The following is a 22,321-nucleotide window of genomic DNA, read 5'->3' on the forward strand; positions in this document are numbered from 1 at the left end:
TCAGTCCTTGATCTCCAGCGCGCGGTTCAGGCTGAGGGCGGCGAGCGAGCCGGCGGCACCGGACAGCAGGTACAGGCTGACATAGGCCAGGCCGAAGTGCGCCGACAGGCCCAGCGCGACCAGCGGGGCGAAGGCGGCGCCGACCAGCCAGGCCAGGTCCGACGTCAGCGCTGCGCCGCTATAGCGGAAGCGGGACTCGAAATTGGCGGTCACGGCGCCGGCTGCCTGGCCATACGACAGGCCCAGCAGCGCGAAGCCGAGCAGGATGAAGATGGTCTGCCCTGCGTCACCGCCCTGCATCAGCAGCGGAACAAAGCCGCTGAACACGCCGATCAGCACAGCCAGCGAGCCGAGCGTGCGGCGGCGGCCGATACGGTCAGCGATCCATCCCGATGCGACGATACAGGCTGCTGCGAGGAATGCGCCGCCAATCTGGATCACCAGGAACTCGCTGACCGAGCGCTCTGAATACAGCGTAATCCAGGACAGCGGGAATACGGTCACCAGGTGGAACAGCGCGTAGCTGGCCAGCGCTGCCAGGGCGCCAATCACCACGTTGCGGCCTTGCGTTTTGAACAACTCGCCAATATCGGTCGGCTGCAACTCACGCTCTTCCAGCAGGCGCGCGTATTCATTGGTGGATACCAGGCGCAGGCGGGCAAACAGCGCCACCACGTTGATCGCGAAAGCGACGTAGAACGGATAGCGCCACCCCCAGTCGAGGAAGTCTTCCGACGACAGGCTCGACAACAGGAAGGAGAACAGGCCCGCCGCGATGATGAAGCCGGTCGGCGCGCCGAGCTGGCCCAGCATCGCGTACCAGCCGCGCTTCTCTTTCGGTGCATTCAGGGCCAGCAGCGACGGCAGGCCGTCCCAGGAGCCGCCCAGGGCAATGCCCTGCCCGAAACGCAGCATGGCCAGCAAGGCCAGCGCGCCCAGGCCGCTTTGCCCGTAGGTCGGCAGGAAGGCCATGCCCGCTGTCGAGGCGCCCAGCAGGAACAGCGCCGCCGTCAGCTTGGTTTCGCGCCCGAACCGCAGCTGGATCGCCATGAAGGTCGCCGTCCCCAGCGGCCTTGCCAAAAATGCAAATGAGAAGATCACGAAGGAATACAGCATCCCGTCCAGCTTGGAGGCGAACGGGAAAAACACCGCCGGGAAGACCAGGACGGAGGCAATGGCATAAACAAAAAAGTCGAAATATTCGGAAGCCCGGCCAATCACCACGCCCACGGCAATTTCGCCGGGGGCAATGTGCTGGTCGCTCGAATCGGATGGCCGCATCGGAATACCGTGGGCTGGTGCGGACATACTCTGCATGGTTCAGTCTCCTGTTTCTCACCGGTTGAGAGATATCACCGGTGTTTATTACTGTTATCTAACCTGCTGGTAGGACAATATGTCCAATTTCGCGCCTTGTCCAGACCCCTCAAAATAGAAAGATTCTTGACTTAGGACATTGTTTCTTGCGCATGCCTATATTACTTCTCCTCCTCGCAGCCGTCTGCCTTTCAGGCTGCAATACCATCGTTATGAACCCCGCCGGTGACGTTGCCTCGCAACAGGCTCACCTGGTGACCATCTCGACCCTGCTCATGTTGCTGATCATCGTACCGGTGATCGCGCTGACTGTGCTGTTCGCTTGGCGTTACCGAAAAGGCAACACCAACGCCAAGTACACCCCGGACTGGGACCACTCGACCCAGCTCGAACTGGTGATCTGGGGCGCCCCGCTGATGATCATCATCGTCCTCGGCCTGCTGACCTGGATCAGCACCCACCTGCTGGATCCTTACCGTCCACTGAGCCGCATCGACGAAAAGCGTCCGCTGGCAGCCGACCACAAGCCGCTGGTGGTGCAAGTGGTGGCCATGGACTGGAAATGGCTGTTCATCTACCCGGAACAGGGCATCGCCACCGTCAACGAACTGGTGACCCCGATCGACACCCCGATCCGCTTCAAGATCACCGCGTCGACTGTGATGAACTCGTTCTACATCCCGGCGCTGGCCGGCCAGATCTACGCCATGCCGGGCATGGACACCACCCTGAATGCGGTGCTGAACAAGCCGGGCACCTATGAAGGCTTCTCCGCCAACTACAGCGGCGCGGGCTTCTCGCACATGCGCTTCAAGTACCACGGCGTGTCGACCGCCGACTTCGACGCCTGGGTCGCCAAGACCAAGGCTGGTGGCGGCAACCTGAACCGCGCCGACTACCTGGCCCTCGAAAAGCCAAGCGAGCGCGAACCTGTGCGCCGTTATGGCGCGGTTGAAGACGCGCTCTACACCGCGATCATCAACCGCTGCGTCGAACCTGGTTCGACCTGCGCCAGCCAGACCATGGCTGACGATGCCGCCCGTGTACGCGCCGTGGCCGCCAAGAAGGAAATGGAAGCGCGCATCTGCACGCCAAGCGATACCTACGCTGAAGCCAAGCAGGTCGCCCTCGTATCTACTCCTCGCAAGAACTGAATATGGAAAACCAAACCACCCTCCACCCGCTGCTGGGCCGGCTGAGCTTGGACGCGATCCCGTACCATGAGCCGATCCTGGTCGCCACCTTCACCATGGTGGTCCTGGGCGGCCTGGCCGTCATGGGCGCCATGACCAAATACCGCCTGTGGGGCCCGCTGTGGCGCGACTGGGTCACCAGCATCGACCACAAGAAAATCGGCATCATGTACATGATCCTGGGCCTGGTCATGCTGCTGCGCGGCTTCGCCGACGCGCTGATGATGCGCCTGCAGCAGGCCATCGCTTTCGGCGACCAGATGGGCTACCTGCCTCCGCACCACTACGACCAGATCTTCACCGCCCACGGCGTGATCATGATCTTCTTCGTGGCGATGCCTTTCGTGACCGGCTTGATGAACTACGTGGTGCCGCTGCAGATCGGCGCGCGCGACGTGGCCTTCCCGTTCCTGAACAACTTCTCCTTCTGGATGACCGCATTCGGCGGCGGCCTGACCATGGTCTCGCTGTTCGTCGGCGAATACGCGAAAACCGGCTGGCTGGCTTACCCGCCGCTGTCCGGCATCCTGGCCAGCCCTGACGTCGGGGTGGATTACTACATCTGGTCCCTGCAGGTGGCGGGGGTCGGGACATTGCTCTCAGGGGTCAACCTGATCGCGACCATCGTCAAGATGCGCGCGCCAGGCATGAAGCTGATGAAGATGCCTGTCTTCACCTGGACTTCGCTGTGCACCAACGTGCTGATCGTGGTGACCTTCCCTGTACTGACCGCCGTGCTGGCCATGCTGTCGCTGGACCGCACCTTCGGTACCCACTTCTTCACCAGCGATTTCGGCGGCGATTCCATGCTGTACGTGAACCTGATCTGGATCTGGGGCCACCCTGAGGTGTACATCCTGGTGCTGCCGGTGTTCGGCGTGTTCTCGGAAATCGTGTCGACCTTCTCCGGCAAGCGCCTGTTCGGCTACGCCTCGATGGTGTACGCGACCGTGGTGATCACCATCCTGTCCTACCTGGTATGGCTGCACCACTTCTTCACCATGGGCTCCGGCGCCAGCGTGAACTCCTTCTTCGGCATCACGACGATGATCATTTCGATCCCGACCGGCGCCAAGATCTTCAACTGGCTGTTCACCATGTACCGCGGCCGCATCCGCTTCGAACTGCCGATGATGTGGACCATCGCCTTCATGATCACCTTCGTGATCGGTGGCATGACCGGCGTGCTGCTGGCTGTTCCTCCTGCGGACTTCGTGCTGCACAACTCGCTGTTCCTGATCGCCCACTTCCACAACGTGATCATCGGCGGCGTAGTGTTCGGCGTGTTCGCTGCGATTAACTACTGGTTCCCGAAGGCCTTCGGCTACAAGCTGGACGTGTTCTGGGGCAAAGTCTCCTTCTGGTGCTGGGTGGTCGGCTTCTACCTCGCCTTCATGCCGCTGTACGTGCTGGGCCTGATGGGCGTGACCCGCCGCATGAGCCACTTCGAAGATCCTTCGCTGCAGATCTGGTTCCAGGTGGCTGCCGTGGGCGCCGTCCTGATCGCCGGCGGTATCGGCTCCATGCTGATCCAGTTCTACGTGTCGTTCCGCCGCCGCGCTGCCCTGCGCGACGTGACCGGCGATCCGTGGGATGGCCGTACCCTGGAGTGGTCGACCTCGTCCCCTCCACCGGACTACAACTTCGCGTTCACCCCGCGCGTGTATGACAACGACACCTGGACCGACATGAAGCGCAAGAACTACCTGCGCCCGGTGAAAGACTTCGTGGCGATCCACATGCCGAAGAACACCGCTGCCGGCTTCGTCATCGCCGGCCTGAGCGCCGCGACCGGCTTCGCCCTGGTCTGGCAGATGTGGATCTTCGCTGTGCTCGGCCTGGTGGCCACCGTGGGCGCCGCGATCATCCATACCTTTAACTACAAGCGCGATTACTACATCCCGGCCGAAGAAGTCGTTGTGACCGAAGCCGAGCGCACCCGTACCCTGGAGGCCGCCAATGTCTGAAATGGTTCTTGATCCTGCCAAGGCAGGTGCGCACGGCGCGCAGGACGACATGCCGTTCCACGTCCGTGAACACCACCCGGAGAACGGCACCCTGCTGGGCTTCTGGATTTACCTGATGAGCGATTGCCTGATCTTCGCCGTCCTGTTCATCGCTTACGCTGTCCTGGGCCGCAACTTTGCGGGCGGCCCGTCCGGCGCCGAGCTGTTCGACCTGCCGCTGGTGGCCCTGAACACCGGCTTCCTGCTGCTGTCGTCGATCACTTACGGCTTCGCCATGCTGGCGTCCCAGCGCGCCAAGCTGGGCACCACCCTGGCGTGGCTGGCGGTCACCGGCCTGTTCGGCCTGGGCTTCCTCAGCCTGGAAATGTTCGAGTTCGTTCACCTGATCCATGAAGGCGCCGGCCCGCAGCGCAGCGCGTTCCTGACCTCGTTCTTCGCGCTGGTCGGCACCCACGGCCTGCACGTGACCTTCGGCGTGATCTGGCTCGTTACCCTGATGGTCCAGCTGAACCGCCACGGCCTGACCGAAGCCAACACCCGCCGCCTGATGTGCCTGTCGATGTTCTGGCACTTCCTGGACGTGATCTGGATCGGCGTCTTCACCTTTGTCTACCTGATGGGAGTCCTGCCATGAGCGCACACCACGACCACGAACACGGCCATGGCCACGGCGCGCACGGCGACGGCCATGACCACGGCAGCCTGAAAAGCTATGCGATCGGCTTCATCCTGTCGGTGATCCTGACCGCGATTCCGTTCTGGCTCGTCATGGGCCACGTGATCAAGGATTCGAGCACCACCGCCTTCGTCATCCTCGGCTTCGCAGCAGTGCAGATCGTGGTTCACATGATCTACTTCCTGCACATGAACTCGCGTTCGGAAGGCGGCTGGAGCTTGCTGGCACTGATCTTCACCATCGTCCTGGTCGTCATCGTGCTGACCGGCTCGATCTGGGTCATGTACCACCTGAACCACAACATGATGCCGTCCATGGGTCCGGCCGGCAGCTCCTCCGTGCAGCAAATGCACGACATGCCTTGAGCCAAGCGCGCACCGCCTCCCCGCGGGCGCGCCTGTTCTGGGCCGCCGGGATCTCGCTCGCCTGTGCGGTATTCCTGGCGCTCGGGACCTGGCAGCTGTTTCGCATGCAGTGGAAGCACGAGCTGATCGCCCGCGTCAACCAGCGGGCGCACGCGGCTCCTGTTGCAGCTCCCTCCCCTTCCGAATGGCCGTCCCTCACGGCCGACAATGCCGAATACCGGCACGTGCAAGTTTCCGGCACCCTGCTGCTCGATCGCAGCACCCTGGTGCAGGCATCCACCCAGCTCGGCCCCGGTTTCTGGGTCATGACGCCGCTGCAAACCGCCGCTGGCGACATCGTATTCGTCAACCGCGGCTATGTCGCCGACCGCAAGACGGGCGTCGGCTCCGGCACTGCTGCTGCCGAAGTCACCGGCCTGCTGCGCATGAGCCAGGCCGACGGCGACCTGCTGCGCAAGAACGATCCTGCCGGCCAGCGCTGGTATTCGCGCGACGTGCAAGCCATGGCCGCGGCCAGCGGCCTGTCCCAGGTCGCCCCCTACTTCATCGATGCCGACGCCAGCCCCGCCCCACAGGCCGCGCAGCCCGTCGGCGGCCTCACCGTGATCACTTTCCGTGATAATCATCTGGTATACGCATTAACTTGGTATGCTCTAGCGTTGATGATCATCGGGCGAACATGGCAAATCACTCGGAAAACACGGCGGAACCTGGCGGAATGATGTCCTTGTCCCTCGCGGCGGGCGTCGGCGATACTACTGGCCACAAAAACATGCTGTACCTGATCCGGCTGCGCTGGATTGCGGTACTGGGCCAGATCACGACCATCGCTGGCGTTACCCTTGGCCTTGGCCTCAACCTGCCGATGCCGCAGATGCTGACGGTGCTGGCCTGCCTGATCGCCTTCAACATCGGCAGCCATTTGCGCTGGCACGAAAACCCGATCGTCACCAATAACGAAATGCTCCTGGCGCTACTGGTCGACGTGGCCAGCCTGACGGCGCAGCTGCATTTCAGCGGCGGCACCACCAATCCCTTCGCCTTCCTCTACCTGCTGCAGGTGATCCTGTCGGCCGTGCTGCTCGACGCCTGGGCTGCCTGGACCATTGTCGGCATCACCGGCGCCTGCCTGGGCGGCCTGGCCCTGTTCTCCAAGCCCCTGCCCCTGCTGCTGGAGGATGAAAGCGCGTTTGCCCACCTGTATGTGGTGGGCATGATTATCTGCTTCCTGCTGAACGCCGGCCTGCTGGTTATTCTGATCAAGCGCATCACCGGCAACCTGCGCGAACGCGACGCGCACCTGGCCGACCTGCGCCAGCGCGCTGCGGAGGAAGACCATATCGTGCGCATGGGCCTTCTGGCGTCGGGCGCAGCCCATGAACTGGGCACGCCAATGGCAACCATGTCGGTCCTGCTGGGCGACTGGAAGCGCATGCCCGAATTTACCGGGAATGCAATCCTGCAGGAAGAAATCGAAGAGATGCAAACCCAGCTCCAGCGCTGCAAGACCATCGTCACCGGCATCCTCCTGTCGGCCGGCGAGCTGCGTGGCGAATCGTCTGCCAAGACCACGCTGCGCGCCTTCCTTGGCGAGCTGCTGGACGAATGGCGCAGCAACCGCCCGGTGATGGCATTCGAGTTCGATGACCGCTTGCCGAGCGACCTACCGGTTGTCTTTGAATCGGCACTCAAGCAGACGATTTTCAATTTGCTCGATAACGCGCTGGAAGCCTCGCCGCGATGGGTCAAGCTCGAGGCTTCTGCGGAAGACGAGGTTCTGAAACTGGCCGTAAGCGACCGCGGTCCCGGCTTCGCGCCGGCGATGCTGGCGCAATTCGGCAAGCCCTACCAGTCGAGCAAGGGCCGGCCCGGCAGCGGGCTGGGACTGTTCCTGGTCGTGAATGTCATTCGCACGCTGGGCGGCACCGTCGAAGCACGTAATCTGGAACAAGGCGCGCTGGTCGAGCTGCGCCTGCCGCTGTCGGCAATCGCCCTGGAATAGGAGAAGCAGGATGACTACAGAGCGCTTATTGCTGATCGTGGAAGACGACCCCGCTTTCGCGCGCACCCTTTCACGTTCGTTCGAACGGCGCGGCTACACCGTGCTGAAAGCATCCAACCTGGAAGAAGTCGGCACCCTGCTGCAAAAGCACACGCCGACGCACGCCGTGGTCGACCTCAAGCTGGAAGGCAACACCTCCGGCCTCGCCTGCGTGCAGGCGCTTCACACCCACTCGCCTGAGATGCTGATCGTGGTGCTGACCGGCTTCGCCAGCATCGTTACCGCTGTCGAAGCGGTCAAGCTGGGCGCCTGCCAATACCTGGCCAAGCCTTCCAATACAGACGATATCGAAGCCGCCTTCTCGCATGTTGCCGGCGTGGCCGAGGTCGAGCTGACCAACCGCTCCACCTCCATCAAGACGCTGGAGTGGGAACACATTCACCAGGTGCTGGCGGAAACCGGTTTCAACATCTCGGAAGCCGCCCGCCGGCTCGGCATGCATCGCCGCACGCTGGCGCGCAAACTCGAAAAGCAACGGGTGAAATAGCTCATGGGTCTCCGCGACTCTTGCACTCCTTCTTCATCGGGTCAAACCTGAGTGATGGCCCGGTCGCTCCGCTGACCCGGGTCGAGATGATGCAGCCAGAGGGCCCGCGCCATTACCTGAAAGCCGCACCGCTCCCGCGCCCCGGCGAAAAGCGTCCATTGGTCGTAGTCCTGCATGGCAGCGGTGCTTCTGCCGAACAGGTCATGGGCCAGGCATTTCCTTTTTCGCCACTGTCGGTCTGACTGGAAATCGCCGAACGAGAGCAAGTTGTCGTTGTGGCGCCTGACGGAATCAAGCGCCGCGGCCAACGCGCATGGAACGACGGTTTTGCCGACGTGGCGAGCAATCCCAAGTGCGACGACGTCGCCTTCATCGGCGCTGTCATCGATCACGCCATCGCCGAGGATGGCGCCGATCCGGAACGGGTCTACGTGATCGGCGTTTCCAAGGGCGGCATGATGGCCTACCGGATTGCCGCCGAACTGCCGCAAAAACTGGCCGCGTTCGCGACCGTGCTGGCAGCGATGCCGCAGCGAGCGGCTTACGCCATGCCGGAGACGGCCCTCCCCGCCCTGATCGTCGCCGGCGAAAGAGACCCGTTCATTCCGTACTCGGGCGGCAAGTCATTCGTTACGCTGTGGTACACGGCACCGTCATTGGGCATGGAAGCCACAGCCGCCGTCTGGCGAAAATTGGCCCGGCTCGCGGGCGAGCCTGCCGTCGAGCACCTGGCAGCCACGAAGGGCGATTCGACCCGAGCAATCCGTTACACATGGGGCAATCAAGCCGAAGAGGTTCAGGTCAGCCTCCTGAAGATCGTCGGCGGCGGCCACGCGGAACCAAGCCGGAAGAAGCGCTATCCCGGCTTGTTCAGCCGTTTCCCCGGCCGCCAGAACGCAGGCATCGAGATCGCGGAAGAAGCCTGGACCTTCTTCAAGGACAAGCGGCGCAAGCCGCCTTCAGAGGCTGGTCTCGAGCGCAATACGTTCGCCGAGACGCTGTAGCAGCAGGTGGACGTGGTAGCCGTCCACGAAACCATGATGCGCCTGGACACAGAATGGCACCGTCATCATGTCGCCACCCAGCTCACTGTAGCGCCCCCATGCAATTAACGGAATATCGGCCGATGTGTACTCATAGATCGGGTGTTCGATGGCGCGCATGTCGAGCCATGGCATGCAGGTGGTGTAGACGTTGTTCTTCTGCTCGCGCGGCGTCAGGTCGCGGCCAGTGTTAATGAATTCACGCGTCGCACGCGCCTCAACGCCTGCCGCCAGGCTACGGGTGATGAACTCGGCACGGTCGGTCGACATGTCGAATCGCGCGTAATTCAGGTTGTTGTCAAGATTGATGACCGTGTAACCACCGTAAAAATCATCGATCTTGATCACCTCTCCTTCGAACTCGCGGTACAGGAAGTTGTCGACATCCTTCACGCTCATATACAGGCAATACAGGAGAAAATGGAACGGCGGCAGTTGCCGCTCCTTGCAATAATGGCGAAACTCCGGCAACCGGGCGACGACGCTCAGGTTCAGCAGCGGGTTGGCATATTGGCGAAACGACTCATAGCGATCGCGGCGAAATTCAAATTTATCCATTTTCAGAGCTCACTCAGCGAGTCGGTCATCATATGGAGGACTCAACGGCCTGTCCTTAACATTTGCCAAGCATATTCCTTTGCGATTGATGCGCTTAAGGTTCCGTTCTGGAATAAGCGAGAAAGAAAGCTCATAGGGTCAGATAGCTTGCGGGTTGAGTCGTTCGATTTTGGAATGGAGCTTGTTCAGGCCCGCAAGGTACGCTTTGGCGGAAGCAACCACGATATCCGGGTCGGCGCCGACGCCGTTGACGATGCGGCCCGAATGCGCCAGCCGCATGGTCACCTCCCCCTGCGACTGGGTTCCGGGGCTGATGCCGCTGATCGCGAACAGCACGAGTTCCGCGCCGCTTTGGGCCTTGCTTTCAATGGCGTTGACCATGGCGTCGACCGGGCCGTCGCCCGTGCCTTCGGCGGCATGCTCGATGCCGTCAATCGAAAACACGACGCGCGCAAACGGCAGTTCGCCGGTTTCCGAACGCTGCGACAGGGAAACGAAGCGGTAATGCTCGCCGCCGGACGCAGCCTCTTCATCGCTCACCAGCGCCATGATGTCTTCGTCAAAGATTTCAGCTTTGCGGTCTGCCAGCTCCTTGAAGCGCGTGAAGGCGGCGTTCACTTCGGCTTCGGTATCGAGCTCGATGCCCAGCTCCTGCAAGCGCTGCTTGAAGGCGTTGCGGCCGGAGAGCTTGCCCAGCACGATCTTGTTGGCCGTCCAGCCCACATCCTCGGCGCGCATGATTTCGTAGGTTTCGCGCGCCTTGAGTATACCGTCCTGGTGGATGCCGGAAGCATGGGCAAACGCGTTGGCGCCAACGACCGCCTTGTTCGGCTGCACGGCAAAGCCGGTAATCTGCGACACCATCTTCGATGCCGGCACGATCTGCGTCGTATCGATGCCGCAGTCCAGGTTGAAGTAGCCGGCCCGCGTGCGCAGCGCCATCACCACCTCTTCCAGCGCCGTATTGCCGGCTCGTTCACCCAGGCCGTTGATGGTGCATTCAACCTGCCTGGCACCTCCAATCATCACGCCTGCCAGCGAGTTTGCCACGGCCAAGCCAAGGTCGTTATGGCAATGGACCGACCACACAGCCTTGTCCGAGTTGGGAATGCGCTCGCGCAGCCGGCGGATCGTCTCGCCGTACAGCTCCGGCACGGCATAGCCCACGGTATCAGGGAAATTGATGGTGGTGGCGCCTTCCGCGATCACGTTTTCCAGCACGCGGCACAGGAAATCCTCTTCCGAACGGCTGCCATCCTCCGGGCTGAATTCAATATCGTCGGTGAATGTGCGCGCGAAGCGGATCGCAAGCCTGGCCTGTTCCAGCACCTGCTCCGGCTCCATGCGCAGCTTCATCTGCATATGCAGCGGCGAGGTCGCGATGAAGGTGTGGATGCGTTTGCGCTCCGCCGGCTCAAGCGCTTCCGCAGCGCGGGCCAGGTCGCGGTCATTGGCGCGCGCCAGGGAGCAGACGATCGGCTCGCGAACGGCTGTGGCAATGGCACGGATGGATTCAAAGTCGCCCTGCGAAGCAGCGGCAAAACCCGCCTCGATCACGTCGACCCGCAGCTTTTCAAGCTGGCGGGCGATGCGCACTTTCTCTTCGCGGGTCATGGACGCGCCCGGCGATTGCTCGCCGTCGCGCAAGGTTGTATCGAAGATGATGAGGCGGTTATTCATGGAGTCGCTCCTTCTGAATTGCCGCCCCAGCGGCGTTACGATTTATCTTCTGGCGAGGTTTTCTCGATCAGCTTGACCGGGTTGCCCTTGAACAGGCGGGTCAGGTAAATCACGTAGCCTGACAATCCATATGCCACGAACAGGACGAACAGCACCTTCGGCGGATCGATCGAGATCAGGGCGAAGAACATCGCGATCAGGAACACGGCCAGGAACGGTACCGACTTGCGGAAGTTGATGTCCTTGAAGCTGTAGAACGGCACGTTCGACACCATGCTCAGGCCAGCGAATACCGCTAGCACCCAGCCCTGCCACGGATACAGCACGCCATCGACTTCCAGGTCGGTCAGCAGCATGACGAAGCCGGCGATCAGGGAGGCCGCAGCCGGTGAAGGCAGGCCCTGGAAGTAGCGCTTGTCGACCACTTCGATATTGGTGTTGAAGCGGGCCAGGCGCAGTGCAGCGCCGGCACAGTAGACGAAGGCTGCGATCCAGCCCAGCTTACCGAGGCCGCGCAATGCGAATTCATAGATCACCAGCGCCGGAGCGGCGCCGAAGGACACCATGTCCGACAACGAGTCGTACTGGGCGCCGAATTCACTCTGGGTGTTGGTCAGGCGTGCCACACGGCCATCCAGGCCGTCCAGCAGCATGGCGACGAAAATCGCCCAGGCGGCGTGTTCGAAGCGCTGGTTCATGGCCATGACGATGGCGAAGAAGCCGCAGAACAGCGCACCGGTGGTGAAGGCGTTCGGCAGCAGGTAGATGCCGCGCGAGCGCGGCCTGTCGAGGCCATCGGCTCCCTTGCGGCGGGCGAAGCGGCTGAACAGCGATTGCTTGCCGGCGGCATTCTTAGGCCGGCGGCGGGGGAATTTGGCCATACTCTTCCATTTTTAATACTAGGGTGACCCCTATTATAGAGGACACCCAGTATGGAAGTGGCAACTTTGGCTTACTTGAACTTGACCTTGCCGACCACGCGCATTTCCAGCGTGGTTTCGCCTGGCTCGAAGCTTGGCTCGGCCACGGACTGGTCCATCTCTGCCTTCGCCGCCATGCGGGCCATCATGGGCGCCGGGGCACCTGCAGGGCCGCCGCCGTAATTGCCGGAACCCTCGTAGTCGATGGTGTCGAGCACCGCATCGCTTACCGGACGGCCCATGGCAGAGGCAATGGAAGCAATGCGCTCGTTCAGGTTCTTGTAAGTGGCCGCGATGCGGGCGTCATCGAGCTTGCGGGTAGCGGCAGGGCTCAGGCCGAAGGACAGGCCGTTCAGGGTCAGCACTTTCTGTGCAGCGGCAACGGTCTTCGGCAGCACGCCGATATTGGTGGTGGTCATCTGTACATACTGGCCAACGCGCCATGCGGTCGGCTGGCGCGGCTTGGCAGCGGCGCCCGGCGGCAGCGGACGGTCTTCCGGATAGACCGGATAGGTGTAGTAGCCCTGGGTTTTCAGCTTGGCCTGCGGGTCTTCCTTCTTCAGGATTTCCAGGCCTTGCTTGATCTTCTGGTTCACGCGCGAGGCTGCGGCAGCCTTGTCCTTGTCCTGCTCTTCGATCGCCAGCGTGGCCACAGCCTGGTCGTTCGGCGCAGTGACTTCACCATAGGCAGGCACGATGACGGTGGCGCCTGCGGTCGGGACGGATTGTGCGATGGCAGCCTGGGTACCCATCGCCAGCGCGGCAGCGGCTACAGCTTTCAGGACGGTCATTGTTATTCTCCTTACGTGATGACGATGGACGCACTTTAACCGAAATCAAATCACAAAATTGTCGTAGTTCGTGAGCGTTTGTAACACTCTGATTACTTGAAGCGTACTTTTGCGGTCCACCGACGAAGCGCCAAAGTCGAGCGATTCCAACTTCGCGTCAGCAACAGGGCGGCGCATCGCGCCCGCAATAAAGGCGACCTGCTCTTCCAGGCTGCGATAGGCTGCTTCCACACGGCGCTGCTCCAGCTTTTTCGTGGTCTCCTCGTTCAGCCCGAAATTGACGCTCTTGAGCGCCAGGACTTTCTGGGTAGAGGCAACCGTAGCCGGCAAGGAGGCGAAATCGCCGGTTACAAGCCTCACTTCCTGGCTGACACGCCATCCGATTTGCTGCGCATCGCGCTTCTGGGAACGCGCAAGTGCTTCGTCGTAGACCGAGAAAGTCCGGTAGCTGTCCAGCGATAGCCGCGCATTCGGGTTGGCCTTTTTCAGCGCTGCGATGCCCTGCTTCAGCCGCAAGTTGGCATTGGACGCCAGCGCCGCCTTGTCCTTGCCCTGTTCTTCGTAGCCGAAGACGAGCTGCGCCTCATCGTTAGGCGCGGTGACGCTGCCGATCACAGTCACCGTGACCAACGCGTTTTCCTTATCGAAGCTCGAATGTAACTGAAACTGATACAAAAGTGTCATCTGCCTGACACCGGGCTGTGGCATCATCACGTGTCGTCCACTCCATACATGAACAAGGAAAATGGCAAAGCACCTGATTCCCGCACTGGCCCTGGCGGCCTCGTTCGGCGCTTATGCAGCGCCGGCAAAACAGCCAGCACAACCAAAACTCGTCCTCGTGATGGCCGTCGATGGCCTGCCGCAAGAGCAGGTGACGCGCTACGCCAGCCAGTTCGGCCAGGGCGGCTTCCGCCGCCTGCTCGATCAGGGCGCATGGTTCAGCAATGCGCACCAGGCGCACGGCATCACCGTGACCGCCGTCGGCCATGCAGCCATCTTGAGCGGCGCCTATCCTTACCAGCACGGCATCATCGGCAACAACTGGGTGAACCCGGCCAATGGCGGCAGCATGTACTGCACCGAGGACCAGAACTACAAATACATCGGCAACGAGAAGACCGATCCGCATGACGGCACCGCGCCGACCAACCTGCGCGTCGACACGCTGGGCGACCAGCTGCGATACGCGACTGGCCAGCAGTCCAAGGTGATCACCGTATCCGGCAAGGACCGCGGCGCGATCCTCCTGGGCGGCAAGACCGGCACGGCCTATATGTACATGGAAGAAAGCGGCAATTTCGCTTCTTCTACCTTCTACATGAAAGAGCACCCGCAGTGGGTGCAGAAGTACCAGGCCGGCAAGCCGCAAGAGCGCTATTACGGCGTGAAGTGGAAGCCGCTGCTGGCTGATTCGGCTTACGCGGGCGATTACGGCGATGCGCCGAACCTGCAGCTGTCCAGCGAATCGGGCCAGACCGACGCCGCTTATTACAAGCGTCTGAAGGCATCGCCATTCCTCGACGAACTGACCGTAGAATTCGCGCAGGCTGCCATTGAGGGCGAAAACCTGGGCAAGAACCCGGCTGGCGTGCCGGACTTGCTGGGCGTGAGCTTCTCCGCGCACGACCTAGCGAACCATGAATACGGGCCGGAGAGCAAGGTCTCCCACGACCACCTGATGCGCCTGGACCGCATGCTGTCCAACTTCTTCACGTACATCGACAAGCGCATCGGCATGGACAATGTGCTGGTGGTGCTGACTGCCGACCACGGGTTCCCGAACACGCCGGAGTTTGCCAATGAAACCCAGAAGGCGGGCGTCAACCGCGTCGACGGCAAGAAGCTGGTTGATGACCTGAACGCCCACCTGTCGTCCAGGTTCGGCTTGAACAAGGGCGTATCGGTTTACTCGATCCCGAACATCCACCTGGACTACGCGCAGATTGAGACCAAAGGTTTGAAGCGCGAGGATGTTGAAAATGCCGCTGCACGTTTCCTGATGTCGCAGCCTGGCATGGCGGATGTGTTCACCCGTACCCAGATGGAAAGCGGCGCCGTCGGCGGCACCCGCGTCGCAACCCTGATGCGCCGCGCCTGGAACCGCCAGATTTCCGGCGACCTGATGGTAGTCGCCAAGCCGCACTGGATCTTCGGCTTCTCGACCGGCAAAGGCACCACCCACGGCGCCCCGTATGCCTACGACACCAATGTGCCATTGATCGTGATGGGCAAGCCATGGGTGAAATCCGGCCACTACGGACAGTATGCCGAAGTCGTCGACATCGCCCCCACCCTCGCCTACCTGCTGAACGTGCGCCCGCCTGCCGGCGCCGAAGGCCGCGTCCTCACCGAAGCGTTGAAGTGATTCAAGAAATGTCCGCCTAGGGTCAGGAACCAAGTGGACATTTCTTCTTTTCAGACCTTTATAATGAGGGTCCATTCCCTTTTCGGAGCAGATATGTCGACATGCCGCATCATCCTCGCTTCCGCCATCCTGGCATTGGCCACCGGTTGCTCAATTAACCGCCCAGTTGCCGACGATTACAGTACCTATTTAGGGAACAATGCGCGCACAGGCGCCTTGCCGAGTGCGAAGGTTGCTGACAAATATTATCTGCCGCCCGCCACACAAGCCCATCACTACGAATTCAAAAGTGTGATGGGTGGGTATGCAAATACCTGGGTAGTCGAATTCGGAAAGGTGCTCGACGCAACCATGCGTTCTTCCGACGTTGTCGCCGCCCTTGGAAACCTGAATAAGGCCGGCAATGACAAGCCGGCCGCCGGGAATACCCTCGTATTTGACCTGCTTCGCTATTCGTTCGAAGAGCATGGCGCGCATATTGAGCTGGCGATCAGCATCCGCAATGCCAAGGGCGAGGTCTTCCGCAAAGTCTACAACGCTGACGGACAGACGCAGGGAGGCAAGATGTTCTGGGGTGGCGCATTCGCGATGAAGAACGCAGTCCAGCAATCCACCAAACTGGCCATGGACGATATACTGGCCCGCTTTATTCGCGACGCGGGGAGCAGCAACGTAGCTTCGGCAGGAAAGTGATCCGTGCAGTAACGGCAGAGCCCGTGTCACACCTTGGGGTCTGACCCCACGGTGTGACACGGGCTCTGCACTTGCCATAAAAAAACGGCCCCGAGGGGCCGTTGAAGTTTGCTTCTAGGGACAATCAGTTCTTGGACTGGTCGACCAGTTTGTTTTTGGCGATCCAAGGCATCATTGCGCGCAGCTTGGCGCCGACTTCTTCGATCTGGTGCTCGGAAGTCAGGCGGCGGCGGGAGATCAGGGTCGGTGCGCCGGCCTTGTTCTCGAGGATGAAGCTCTTGGCGTATTCGCCGGTCTGGATGTCTTTCAGGCACTGGCGCATGGCTTCCTTGGTGGCCGAGGTCACCACTTTCGGGCCAGTCACGTACTCGCCGTACTCCGCGTTGTTGGAGATCGAGTAGTTCATGTTGGCGATGCCGCCTTCGTAGATCAGGTCCACGATCAGTTTCAGTTCGTGCAGGCACTCGAAGTAAGCCATCTCCGGCGCATAGCCTGCTTCCACCAGGGTTTCGAAACCGGCCTTGATCAGTTCCACGGTACCGCCGCAAAGCACGGCCTGTTCGCCGAACAGGTCGGTCTCGGTCTCTTCACGGAAGTTGGTTTCGATGATGCCGGCCTTGCCGCCGCCGTTTGCCGATGCGTACGACAGGGCGATGTCGCGGGCGGAACCGGATTTGTCCTGGTACACGGCGATCAGGTGCGGCACGCCGCCACCCTGGCGGTAGGTGCCGCGCACGGTGTGGCCTGGGGCCTTCGGTGCGATCATGATCACGTCCAGGTCGGCGCGCGGCACGACTTGGCCGTAGTGCACGTTGAAACCGTGGGCGAAGGCCAGAACGCCGCCTTGCTTGATGTTCGGTTCGACGTTTTCCTTGTACACCTGGGCGATGTTCTCGTCCGGCAGCAGGATCATCACGACGTCGGCGTTCTTCACCGCTTCGTTCACTTCCGCCACTTTCAGGCCAGCCGCTTCGACCTTGTTCCAGGAGGCGCCGCCCTTGCGCAAGCCGACCGTCACGTTCACGCCGGATTCGGTCAGGTTCTGCGCGTGCGCGTGACCTTGCGAGCCGTAGCCGATGATGGCAACGTTCTTGCCTTTGATGAGGGAGAGGTCAGCGTCTTTGTCGTAGAAAACTTTCATGGTCATTCCTTGGGTGTGAATTCGGTTCGTATTGTTTAAACTTTGAGGATGCGTTCGCCGCGGCCAATGCCGGAGCCGCCAGTACGGACAGTCTCCAGGATCGAGGCGCGGTCGATCGCGTCGATGAAGGCGTCCAGCTTGCTCTTGGCGCCCGTCAGCTCAATGGTGTAGGTCTTTTCGGTCACGTCGATGATGCGGCCGCGGAAGATGTCGGCGGTGCGCTTCATCTCTTCGCGCTCCTTGCCGACTGCACGTACCTTGATCAGCATCAGCTCGCGCTCAATGTGTTGGCCTTCGGTCAGGTCCACCACCTTCACCACTTCGATCAGGCGGTTCAGGTGCTTGGTGATCTGTTCGATGATGTCATCGGAACCAGTGGTCACGATGGTCATGCGCGACAGGGTCGCATCTTCGGTCGGCGCAACGGTCAGCGTTTCGATGTTGTAGCCGCGGGCGGAGAACAGGCCCACCACGCGGGACAGCGCACCCGCTTCGTTTTCGAGCAGTACAGAAATAATGTGTCGCATGATTACAGGTCCTCCGAGCCAAGCAGCATTTCGGAGAGGCCTTTGCCGGCTTTCACCATCGGCCACACGTTTTCACTCTGGTCGGTAATGAAGTTCATGAAGACCAGGCGGTCCTTCATGCCAAACGCTTCTTTCAGCGCGCCTTCGACGTCACCCGGTTTTTCGATGCGCATGCCGACGTGGCCATAGGCCTCGGCCAGCTTCTCGAAGTCCGGCAGCGAATCCATATAAGACTCGGAGTAGCGCGAACCGTAGTCGATCTGCTGCCACTGGCGAACCATGCCCAGGAAGCGGTTGTTCAACAGGATGATCTTCGGCGTCAGGCGGTACTGTTTGCAGGTAGCCAGTTCCTGGATATTCATCTGAATCGAGCCTTCGCCGGTAATGCAGGCGACAGTCGCATCCGGATTGGCCATCTGCACGCCCATGGCATACGGCAGGCCGACACCCATGGTGCCCAGGCCGCCGGAATTGATCCAGCGGCGCGGTTTGTCGAACTTGTAGTACTGCGCAGCCCACATCTGGTGCTGGCCGACGTCGGAGGTGATATAGGCGTCGCCCTTGGTGATGTCGAACAGTGACTCGACCACTTGCTGCGGCTTGATCACCAGGTCGGACGTGGCGTAGGCCAGGCACTTGCGGCCGCGCCATTCGTTGATCTGCTTCCACCAGTCTTTCAGTGCGGCGGCGTTCGGGCGCTGCTCGGTCGCCTCCAGCTGCGACAGCAATTCGACCAGCACGTCCTTCACGTTGCCGACGATAGGAATGTCCACTTTCACGCGCTTCGAGATCGACGAAGGGTCGATGTCGATGTGGATGATCTTGCGCGGGTTCTGGCTGAAGTGCTTTGGATTGCCGATCACGCGGTCGTCGAAGCGGGCGCCGATCGCAATCAGCACGTCGCAATTCTGCATCGCGAGGTTGGCTTCGTAGGTGCCGTGCATGCCGGGCATGCCGACGAAGCACGGGTCGGAAGCGCGCGAACCGCCAAGGCCCATCAGGGTATTGGTGACCGGGAAGCCGAGTTTATCAACCAGTTTGTTCAGCTCATTCGACGCATGCGCCAGGATCACGCCGCCGCCGGCGTAGATCATTGGACGCTCTGCCGACAGCAGCAGCTGCAGCGCCTTGCGGATCTGGCCGGCGTGGCCTTTGTCAACCGGGCGGTAGGAACGCATCTCGATATCCTTCGGATACGAGTACACGTGCTTGTGCATCGAAATGTCTTTTGGAATATCGACCAGCACCGGGCCTGGACGGCCGGTCTTGGCGATATAGAAAGCCTTCTTGATGGTTTCCGCCAGGTCTTTCACGTCCTTCACCAGGAAGTTGTGCTTGACCACCGGGCGGGTAATGCCGACGGTGTCGCATTCCTGGAACGCATCCTGGCCAATGGCGTGGCTCGGCACCTGGCCGGAGATCACCACCATCGGAACGGAATCCATGTATGCGGTGGACAGGCCGGTCACCGCGTTGGTGACGCCAGGTCCGGAAGTGACCAGCGCCACGCCCACTTTGTTCGAGCTGCGCGAATACGCATCGGCGGCATGGATGGCGGCCTGCTCATGGCGAACGAGGATGTGCTGGAATTTGTCCTGCTTGAAGATGGCGTCGTAGATATAGAGAACGGCGCCGCCGGGATATCCGAAAACGTGTTCTACGCCTTCCTCAGCGAGGCAGCGGACAACGATTTCGGCGCCCGTGATGGGAGCTTCGGTATTCATGAAACATTCCTTTCAAGGTCCATAGGAGATTGATCGGATGCTCTTGCCTAGCGAAGTGGGCGACACCGTGCACGACTCTCAGCTTCCCTTCTTTCTGCGGTCACACTGACCCTTCCCCCATGCGTAGCTGGAGTACAAGCCGGTGCTAAACGCAACTCGTTTGGCCGGAGTTTTGCAGCGGTTTCTGGCCTACCTCTCGCGCTTGTGGCACGGGTTAGAGCAAACTGCTGACAATAGAAAGCTGGCTTTCCAGAACGGCTTTGTGTGCCTGTCCCGAAGAACCGGGGAGCCTTGTGGTGTGCAAAGCGTCCTTAACGTTACCGCGCTGCACCATATTGGTCAAGCATATTCTGCATTTTTTGTTAAAATGCCGGATTGTTCAGACTTGCGATATAGCGCAGCCCTCTTCCCGACGCATGGCCACAGACAAAGAATTATCGGATTTCCTCGAAAGTGTCGAGCGCCGCGCCTTCAAACAAGCGGTCTATGCCGTCCGAAAGGACGAATCCGCACTGGACATTGTTCAGGATGCAATGATTAAATTGGCAGAAAAGTACGGCGACAAGCCGGCAGCCGAACTGCCAGCGCTGTTCCAGCGCATCTTGCAAACGACTATACTTGATTATTTCCGCCGCGAAAAAGTCCGTAATACCTGGGTAAGTCTTTTCTCGGGCCTTGGCCCTGGCCAGGAAGAGCATGAGGACTTTGATATACTGGAATCCTACGAGGCTGAAGAGGGTTCCCAGGCGGCCGAGTCGAGTGCAGACCAGGTAGAACGGGCACAGATCTTGCAGATAATTGAAGAAGAAGTGCAAAAACTACCTGCGCGTCAACGAGAAGCGTTCCTCATGCGTTACTGGCAGGACATGGATGTAGCAGAAACTGCCGAAGCGATGGGATGTTCCGAAGGGAGCGTAAAGACGCATTGCTCACGAGCAACACACACTCTCGCTGAATCGCTCAAAGCCAAGGGAATTAAGTTATGAACACCGAAGACACCAACTTTGCATACGGCGTGCGGCGCGCGCTCAATGAAAAGCTAGACGATCTGCCAGCCTCGACCACAGACCGCCTGGCCGCAGCCCGCATGGCTGCAATGAAGCGCAAGAAGGCCGATGCGCCGGCCCGCGTGCGCGTGACCCGTACCGCCCCGGCAGTGGCCGGCGGCGCTAATGGCTTCTTCGCCAACCCGTTTGCCTGGTTCAACCGCGTCAGCGTGGCCCTGCCCTTGCTGCTGCTGATGGGCGGCATGGTTGGCGTGTACCAGTACGAACAACAGCAATCGATCGTGGAACTGGCAGAAATGGACGCCGCCGTGCTGTCCGATGAACTGCCGCTGTCTGCTTACCTTGACCAGGGCTTTGGCGCCTATCTCGAGACCCGCGAGCAATAAAGTATGGCGCGTGTAAGTGGCAGGACAAAATGGGTTGCTGGAGCAATCACGCTGCTGGGTGTGGGGATCGCTGCCGTCGTCTGGCTGGTGAGCCGTCCTGCTTTGCAGCCTGCGTCAGCGCCATCAACTGCCGCTACCGCCGCGGAGCCTGCCAAGCCGGTAGGTGAAAAGCCGCACTGGTCCGATCTCAAGCCAGCCCAGCAACAGGCCTTGGCGCCCCTCGAGTCGACCTGGGAAGAACTGGGCCCGGTGCGCAAGCAAAAATGGATTTCCATCGCCAACCGCCTGGCCAAGATGAAGCCGGACGACAAGGCGCGCGTACAGGAACGCATGCGTGAATGGGTGGCGTTGTCGCCAGCCGAACGCAAGCAGGTGCGCGAGAACTATGCGCGCGCCCAGAAGAAAGCGACGCCACCGGGCCAGCGCGCTGCCGAGTGGGAGCAGTACCAGCAACTGCCGGAAGAAGCCAAGAAGGCCCTGGCAGAAGCCGCCGCGGCAAAGAACAACCAGGTGGTCAAGACGCCTAGCCTGGCGCAGTCCAGCGTGAAGACCCCTGCTCCAGTCAAGGCCCAGGGCCACGGCCTGGTGCCGGCGCCGGGTACCGTCCCGCCGGGTACCGTACCGCCAGCCCCGATCGGTTTGCCGCAAGGCTCTCCTGCCGTCGTGCCGCCAGGCAGCTCGCTGGGTGCAGGCAACGTCGCTCCGGCAACTGCCGCAGCGCCTGCAGCCGCCTCCGGCACCGCTGCGCCGGCCGCGACGACGACCGCCACCCCGGCTGCGCCAGCAGCCGATGCGAACGCACCAGCGTCCCCGTCCCCTGCCGCACCAAGCGCCCCGCCGGCCGTTCCCAATGCAAGCAAATAACGCTGTCCCGACCGTCAAGCGTCGCCTCATTTGCATCGTGTACGAGTCGCTCCTGCTGCTCGCGGTGGAAATGTTTGCGATCGCGGTCTACCTGCTCGTGACGTTTGCGGCGCATTCGCCTGTCCTGGATGCGGGACGCGGCATTTTCGTGATCCTGGTGGCGGCTGCCTATTTCATTTACTCCTGGACGGGGAGCGGCCACACCTTGGCCATGAAAACCTGGCGCATCAAGATTGCATCTGCTGGCGCCGGCCGAATTTCGCTCCGTGCAGCGGCAACCCGCTTCATCCTTGCATGGGGCTTTGTGGCGCCGGCACTTGTCATCATCCATGTATCTCAGCTGCTGACAACACGCGCAGGCATCAGCATGGCTGTCGCAATTCTGGTCGGCAACATCGTGCTGTGGTCGCTGACAGCCCTCCTTGACAAGGATCGCCAGTTCCTGCACGACCGCATGGCCGGCACCCGCCTGCTGCAATTGCCGAAACCGGAGAAAAAAGCCGCGAAAGCCGCCTAAGCAATCGCTATACTGGACTTGGACAAGGGAGGCAA

The 22,321-nt window shown here is 61.0% G+C and carries 24 protein-coding genes; 15 read left to right on the forward strand and 9 right to left on the reverse strand.

The window, feature by feature from the left end; translation table 11 throughout:
• Nucleotides 1-1,308: an MFS transporter gene (locus ACN9M3_RS22525; protein WP_426323828.1), complete on the reverse strand. Its 1,308-nt coding sequence runs from the start codon at nucleotides 1,306-1,308 to the stop codon at nucleotides 1-3.
• Between the two features lie 221 nt (nucleotides 1,309-1,529).
• Here ACN9M3_RS22525 and cyoA point away from each other — a divergent pair, with 221 nt between their 5' ends.
• From cyoA to ACN9M3_RS22570, 9 genes are all read left to right on the forward strand, one after another.
• Nucleotides 1,530-2,471 (forward strand): ubiquinol oxidase subunit II, encoded by a 942-nt coding sequence (gene cyoA / locus ACN9M3_RS22530; protein ID WP_426162872.1) that lies wholly within the window; start codon nucleotides 1,530-1,532, stop codon nucleotides 2,469-2,471.
• A gap of 2 nt (nucleotides 2,472-2,473) precedes the next feature.
• Entirely contained in the window at nucleotides 2,474-4,477 is a 2,004-nt protein-coding gene (gene cyoB, locus ACN9M3_RS22535) for a cytochrome o ubiquinol oxidase subunit I (RefSeq protein WP_426318685.1), read from the forward strand.
• Between the two features lie 49 nt (nucleotides 4,478-4,526).
• Nucleotides 4,527-5,111: a cytochrome o ubiquinol oxidase subunit III gene (gene cyoC, locus ACN9M3_RS22540; RefSeq protein WP_426172271.1), complete on the forward strand. Its 585-nt coding sequence runs from the start codon at nucleotides 4,527-4,529 to the stop codon at nucleotides 5,109-5,111.
• A complete protein-coding gene (gene cyoD, locus ACN9M3_RS22545) occupies nucleotides 5,108-5,518 on the forward strand; it encodes a cytochrome o ubiquinol oxidase subunit IV (RefSeq protein ID WP_130311219.1) in 411 nt (136 codons plus the stop codon). The genes cyoC and cyoD overlap by 4 nt, the downstream gene beginning before the upstream one ends.
• Nucleotides 5,515-6,240, forward strand: a complete 726-nt coding sequence (locus ACN9M3_RS22550) for an SURF1 family protein (RefSeq protein ID WP_426318686.1) — start codon at nucleotides 5,515-5,517, stop codon at nucleotides 6,238-6,240. Before cyoD ends, ACN9M3_RS22550 begins: the two co-directional genes overlap by 4 nt.
• On the forward strand, nucleotides 6,237-7,520 hold the full coding sequence (locus ACN9M3_RS22555; protein ID WP_426318687.1) for an ATP-binding protein: 1,284 nt from the start codon (nucleotides 6,237-6,239) through the stop codon (nucleotides 7,518-7,520). Before ACN9M3_RS22550 ends, ACN9M3_RS22555 begins: the two co-directional genes overlap by 4 nt.
• A gap of 10 nt (nucleotides 7,521-7,530) precedes the next feature.
• Nucleotides 7,531-8,067 (forward strand): response regulator transcription factor, encoded by a 537-nt coding sequence (locus tag ACN9M3_RS22560; RefSeq protein ID WP_426318688.1) that lies wholly within the window; start codon nucleotides 7,531-7,533, stop codon nucleotides 8,065-8,067.
• Between the two features lie 86 nt (nucleotides 8,068-8,153).
• Nucleotides 8,154-8,309, forward strand: coding sequence for a hypothetical protein (locus ACN9M3_RS22565; protein WP_426318689.1), 156 nt, complete (start codon nucleotides 8,154-8,156; stop codon nucleotides 8,307-8,309).
• A gap of 33 nt (nucleotides 8,310-8,342) precedes the next feature.
• Entirely contained in the window at nucleotides 8,343-9,071 is a 729-nt protein-coding gene (locus tag ACN9M3_RS22570; protein ID WP_426318690.1) for an alpha/beta hydrolase family esterase, read from the forward strand.
• Here ACN9M3_RS22570 and ACN9M3_RS22575 read toward each other — a convergent pair.
• The 5 genes from ACN9M3_RS22575 to ACN9M3_RS22595 form a co-directional block, all read right to left on the reverse strand.
• Nucleotides 9,027-9,668 carry a CatA-like O-acetyltransferase gene (locus ACN9M3_RS22575; protein ID WP_426318691.1) on the reverse strand — a complete coding sequence of 214 codons (642 nt, stop codon included), beginning with the start codon at nucleotides 9,666-9,668 and terminating at the stop codon, nucleotides 9,027-9,029. The genes ACN9M3_RS22570 and ACN9M3_RS22575 overlap by 45 nt on opposite strands.
• Before the next feature lie 138 nt (nucleotides 9,669-9,806).
• On the reverse strand, nucleotides 9,807-11,348 hold the full coding sequence (locus ACN9M3_RS22580; protein WP_426318692.1) for a 2-isopropylmalate synthase: 1,542 nt from the start codon (nucleotides 11,346-11,348) through the stop codon (nucleotides 9,807-9,809).
• A gap of 35 nt (nucleotides 11,349-11,383) precedes the next feature.
• A complete protein-coding gene (gene pssA / locus ACN9M3_RS22585; RefSeq protein ID WP_426162895.1) occupies nucleotides 11,384-12,229 on the reverse strand; it encodes a CDP-diacylglycerol--serine O-phosphatidyltransferase in 846 nt (281 codons plus the stop codon).
• 71 nt (nucleotides 12,230-12,300) lie between these two features.
• Nucleotides 12,301-13,059, reverse strand: coding sequence for an SIMPL domain-containing protein (locus ACN9M3_RS22590; RefSeq protein WP_426318693.1), 759 nt, complete (start codon nucleotides 13,057-13,059; stop codon nucleotides 12,301-12,303).
• Between the two features lie 45 nt (nucleotides 13,060-13,104).
• On the reverse strand, nucleotides 13,105-13,770 hold the full coding sequence (locus ACN9M3_RS22595) for an SIMPL domain-containing protein (protein ID WP_426318694.1): 666 nt from the start codon (nucleotides 13,768-13,770) through the stop codon (nucleotides 13,105-13,107).
• Between the two features lie 34 nt (nucleotides 13,771-13,804).
• Between ACN9M3_RS22595 and ACN9M3_RS22600 the strand changes: the two genes are divergently transcribed.
• Both ACN9M3_RS22600 and ACN9M3_RS22605 read left to right on the forward strand, forming a co-directional pair.
• Nucleotides 13,805-15,427, forward strand: a complete 1,623-nt coding sequence (locus ACN9M3_RS22600) for an alkaline phosphatase family protein (RefSeq protein ID WP_426318695.1) — start codon at nucleotides 13,805-13,807, stop codon at nucleotides 15,425-15,427.
• A gap of 93 nt (nucleotides 15,428-15,520) precedes the next feature.
• The gene (locus ACN9M3_RS22605) at nucleotides 15,521-16,120 is read left to right on the forward strand and encodes a hypothetical protein (RefSeq protein WP_426318696.1); all 600 of its coding nucleotides are present in this window, start codon (nucleotides 15,521-15,523) and stop codon (nucleotides 16,118-16,120) included.
• A gap of 124 nt (nucleotides 16,121-16,244) precedes the next feature.
• Here the strand turns inward: ACN9M3_RS22605 and ilvC are convergent, their stop codons facing one another.
• The 3 genes from ilvC to ACN9M3_RS22620 are packed head-to-tail and all read right to left on the reverse strand — an operon-like array spanning nucleotide 16,245 to nucleotide 19,512.
• A complete protein-coding gene (gene ilvC / locus ACN9M3_RS22610; protein ID WP_130311207.1) occupies nucleotides 16,245-17,261 on the reverse strand; it encodes a ketol-acid reductoisomerase in 1,017 nt (338 codons plus the stop codon).
• Nucleotides 17,262-17,296: 35 nt separating this feature from the next.
• Complete coding sequence (gene ilvN, locus ACN9M3_RS22615) at nucleotides 17,297-17,788, reverse strand: acetolactate synthase small subunit (RefSeq protein WP_028104341.1); 492 nt, start codon at nucleotides 17,786-17,788, stop codon at nucleotides 17,297-17,299.
• 2 nt (nucleotides 17,789-17,790) lie between these two features.
• Entirely contained in the window at nucleotides 17,791-19,512 is a 1,722-nt protein-coding gene (locus ACN9M3_RS22620; RefSeq protein ID WP_426318697.1) for an acetolactate synthase 3 catalytic subunit, read from the reverse strand.
• 392 nt (nucleotides 19,513-19,904) lie between these two features.
• Here ACN9M3_RS22620 and ACN9M3_RS22625 point away from each other — a divergent pair, with 392 nt between their 5' ends.
• From ACN9M3_RS22625 to ACN9M3_RS22640, 4 genes are read left to right on the forward strand one after another with little or no spacing between them, the layout of a single operon-like run.
• The gene (locus ACN9M3_RS22625; protein ID WP_426323830.1) at nucleotides 19,905-20,498 is read left to right on the forward strand and encodes an RNA polymerase sigma factor; all 594 of its coding nucleotides are present in this window, start codon (nucleotides 19,905-19,907) and stop codon (nucleotides 20,496-20,498) included.
• Entirely contained in the window at nucleotides 20,495-20,905 is a 411-nt protein-coding gene (locus ACN9M3_RS22630) for a DUF3619 family protein (RefSeq protein WP_426162909.1), read from the forward strand. Before ACN9M3_RS22625 ends, ACN9M3_RS22630 begins: the two co-directional genes overlap by 4 nt.
• A gap of 3 nt (nucleotides 20,906-20,908) precedes the next feature.
• The gene (locus ACN9M3_RS22635) at nucleotides 20,909-21,769 is read left to right on the forward strand and encodes a DUF3106 domain-containing protein (RefSeq protein ID WP_426318698.1); all 861 of its coding nucleotides are present in this window, start codon (nucleotides 20,909-20,911) and stop codon (nucleotides 21,767-21,769) included.
• The gene (locus ACN9M3_RS22640; protein WP_426162914.1) at nucleotides 21,756-22,286 is read left to right on the forward strand and encodes an RDD family protein; all 531 of its coding nucleotides are present in this window, start codon (nucleotides 21,756-21,758) and stop codon (nucleotides 22,284-22,286) included. The genes ACN9M3_RS22635 and ACN9M3_RS22640 overlap by 14 nt, the downstream gene beginning before the upstream one ends.
• Nucleotides 22,287-22,321 lie beyond the last annotated feature (35 nt).

Source organism: Pseudoduganella sp. R-43, from assembly GCF_049913255.1.
Lineage (GTDB): Bacteria > Pseudomonadota > Gammaproteobacteria > Burkholderiales > Burkholderiaceae_D > Rugamonas.

Bases quoted from the DNA above. Each gene is read 5' to 3' on its own strand.
- ACN9M3_RS22525 (WP_426323828.1), bottom strand. From the start codon at position 1,308: ATGTCCGCACCAGCCCACGGTATTCCGATGCGGCCATCCGATTCGAGC.
- cyoA (WP_426162872.1), top strand. From the start codon at position 1,530: ATGAACCCCGCCGGTGACGTTGCCTCGCAACAGGCTCACCTGGTGACC.
- cyoB (WP_426318685.1), top strand. From the start codon at position 2,474: ATGGAAAACCAAACCACCCTCCACCCGCTGCTGGGCCGGCTGAGCTTG.
- cyoC (WP_426172271.1), top strand. From the start codon at position 4,527: ATGCCGTTCCACGTCCGTGAACACCACCCGGAGAACGGCACCCTGCTG.
- cyoD (WP_130311219.1), top strand. From the start codon at position 5,108: ATGAGCGCACACCACGACCACGAACACGGCCATGGCCACGGCGCGCAC.
- ACN9M3_RS22555 (WP_426318687.1), top strand. From the start codon at position 6,237: ATGATGTCCTTGTCCCTCGCGGCGGGCGTCGGCGATACTACTGGCCAC.
- ACN9M3_RS22560 (WP_426318688.1), top strand. From the start codon at position 7,531: ATGACTACAGAGCGCTTATTGCTGATCGTGGAAGACGACCCCGCTTTC.
- ACN9M3_RS22565 (WP_426318689.1), top strand. From the start codon at position 8,154: ATGATGCAGCCAGAGGGCCCGCGCCATTACCTGAAAGCCGCACCGCTC.
- ACN9M3_RS22575 (WP_426318691.1), bottom strand. From the start codon at position 9,668: ATGGATAAATTTGAATTTCGCCGCGATCGCTATGAGTCGTTTCGCCAA.
- ACN9M3_RS22580 (WP_426318692.1), bottom strand. From the start codon at position 11,348: ATGAATAACCGCCTCATCATCTTCGATACAACCTTGCGCGACGGCGAG.
- pssA (WP_426162895.1), bottom strand. From the start codon at position 12,229: ATGGCCAAATTCCCCCGCCGCCGGCCTAAGAATGCCGCCGGCAAGCAA.
- ACN9M3_RS22590 (WP_426318693.1), bottom strand. From the start codon at position 13,059: ATGACCGTCCTGAAAGCTGTAGCCGCTGCCGCGCTGGCGATGGGTACC.
- ACN9M3_RS22595 (WP_426318694.1), bottom strand. From the start codon at position 13,770: ATGATGCCACAGCCCGGTGTCAGGCAGATGACACTTTTGTATCAGTTT.
- ACN9M3_RS22600 (WP_426318695.1), top strand. From the start codon at position 13,805: ATGGCAAAGCACCTGATTCCCGCACTGGCCCTGGCGGCCTCGTTCGGC.
- ACN9M3_RS22605 (WP_426318696.1), top strand. From the start codon at position 15,521: ATGTCGACATGCCGCATCATCCTCGCTTCCGCCATCCTGGCATTGGCC.
- ilvC (WP_130311207.1), bottom strand. From the start codon at position 17,261: ATGAAAGTTTTCTACGACAAAGACGCTGACCTCTCCCTCATCAAAGGC.
- ilvN (WP_028104341.1), bottom strand. From the start codon at position 17,788: ATGCGACACATTATTTCTGTACTGCTCGAAAACGAAGCGGGTGCGCTG.
- ACN9M3_RS22620 (WP_426318697.1), bottom strand. From the start codon at position 19,512: ATGAATACCGAAGCTCCCATCACGGGCGCCGAAATCGTTGTCCGCTGC.
- ACN9M3_RS22630 (WP_426162909.1), top strand. From the start codon at position 20,495: ATGAACACCGAAGACACCAACTTTGCATACGGCGTGCGGCGCGCGCTC.
- ACN9M3_RS22635 (WP_426318698.1), top strand. From the start codon at position 20,909: ATGGCGCGTGTAAGTGGCAGGACAAAATGGGTTGCTGGAGCAATCACG.
- ACN9M3_RS22640 (WP_426162914.1), top strand. From the start codon at position 21,756: ATGCAAGCAAATAACGCTGTCCCGACCGTCAAGCGTCGCCTCATTTGC.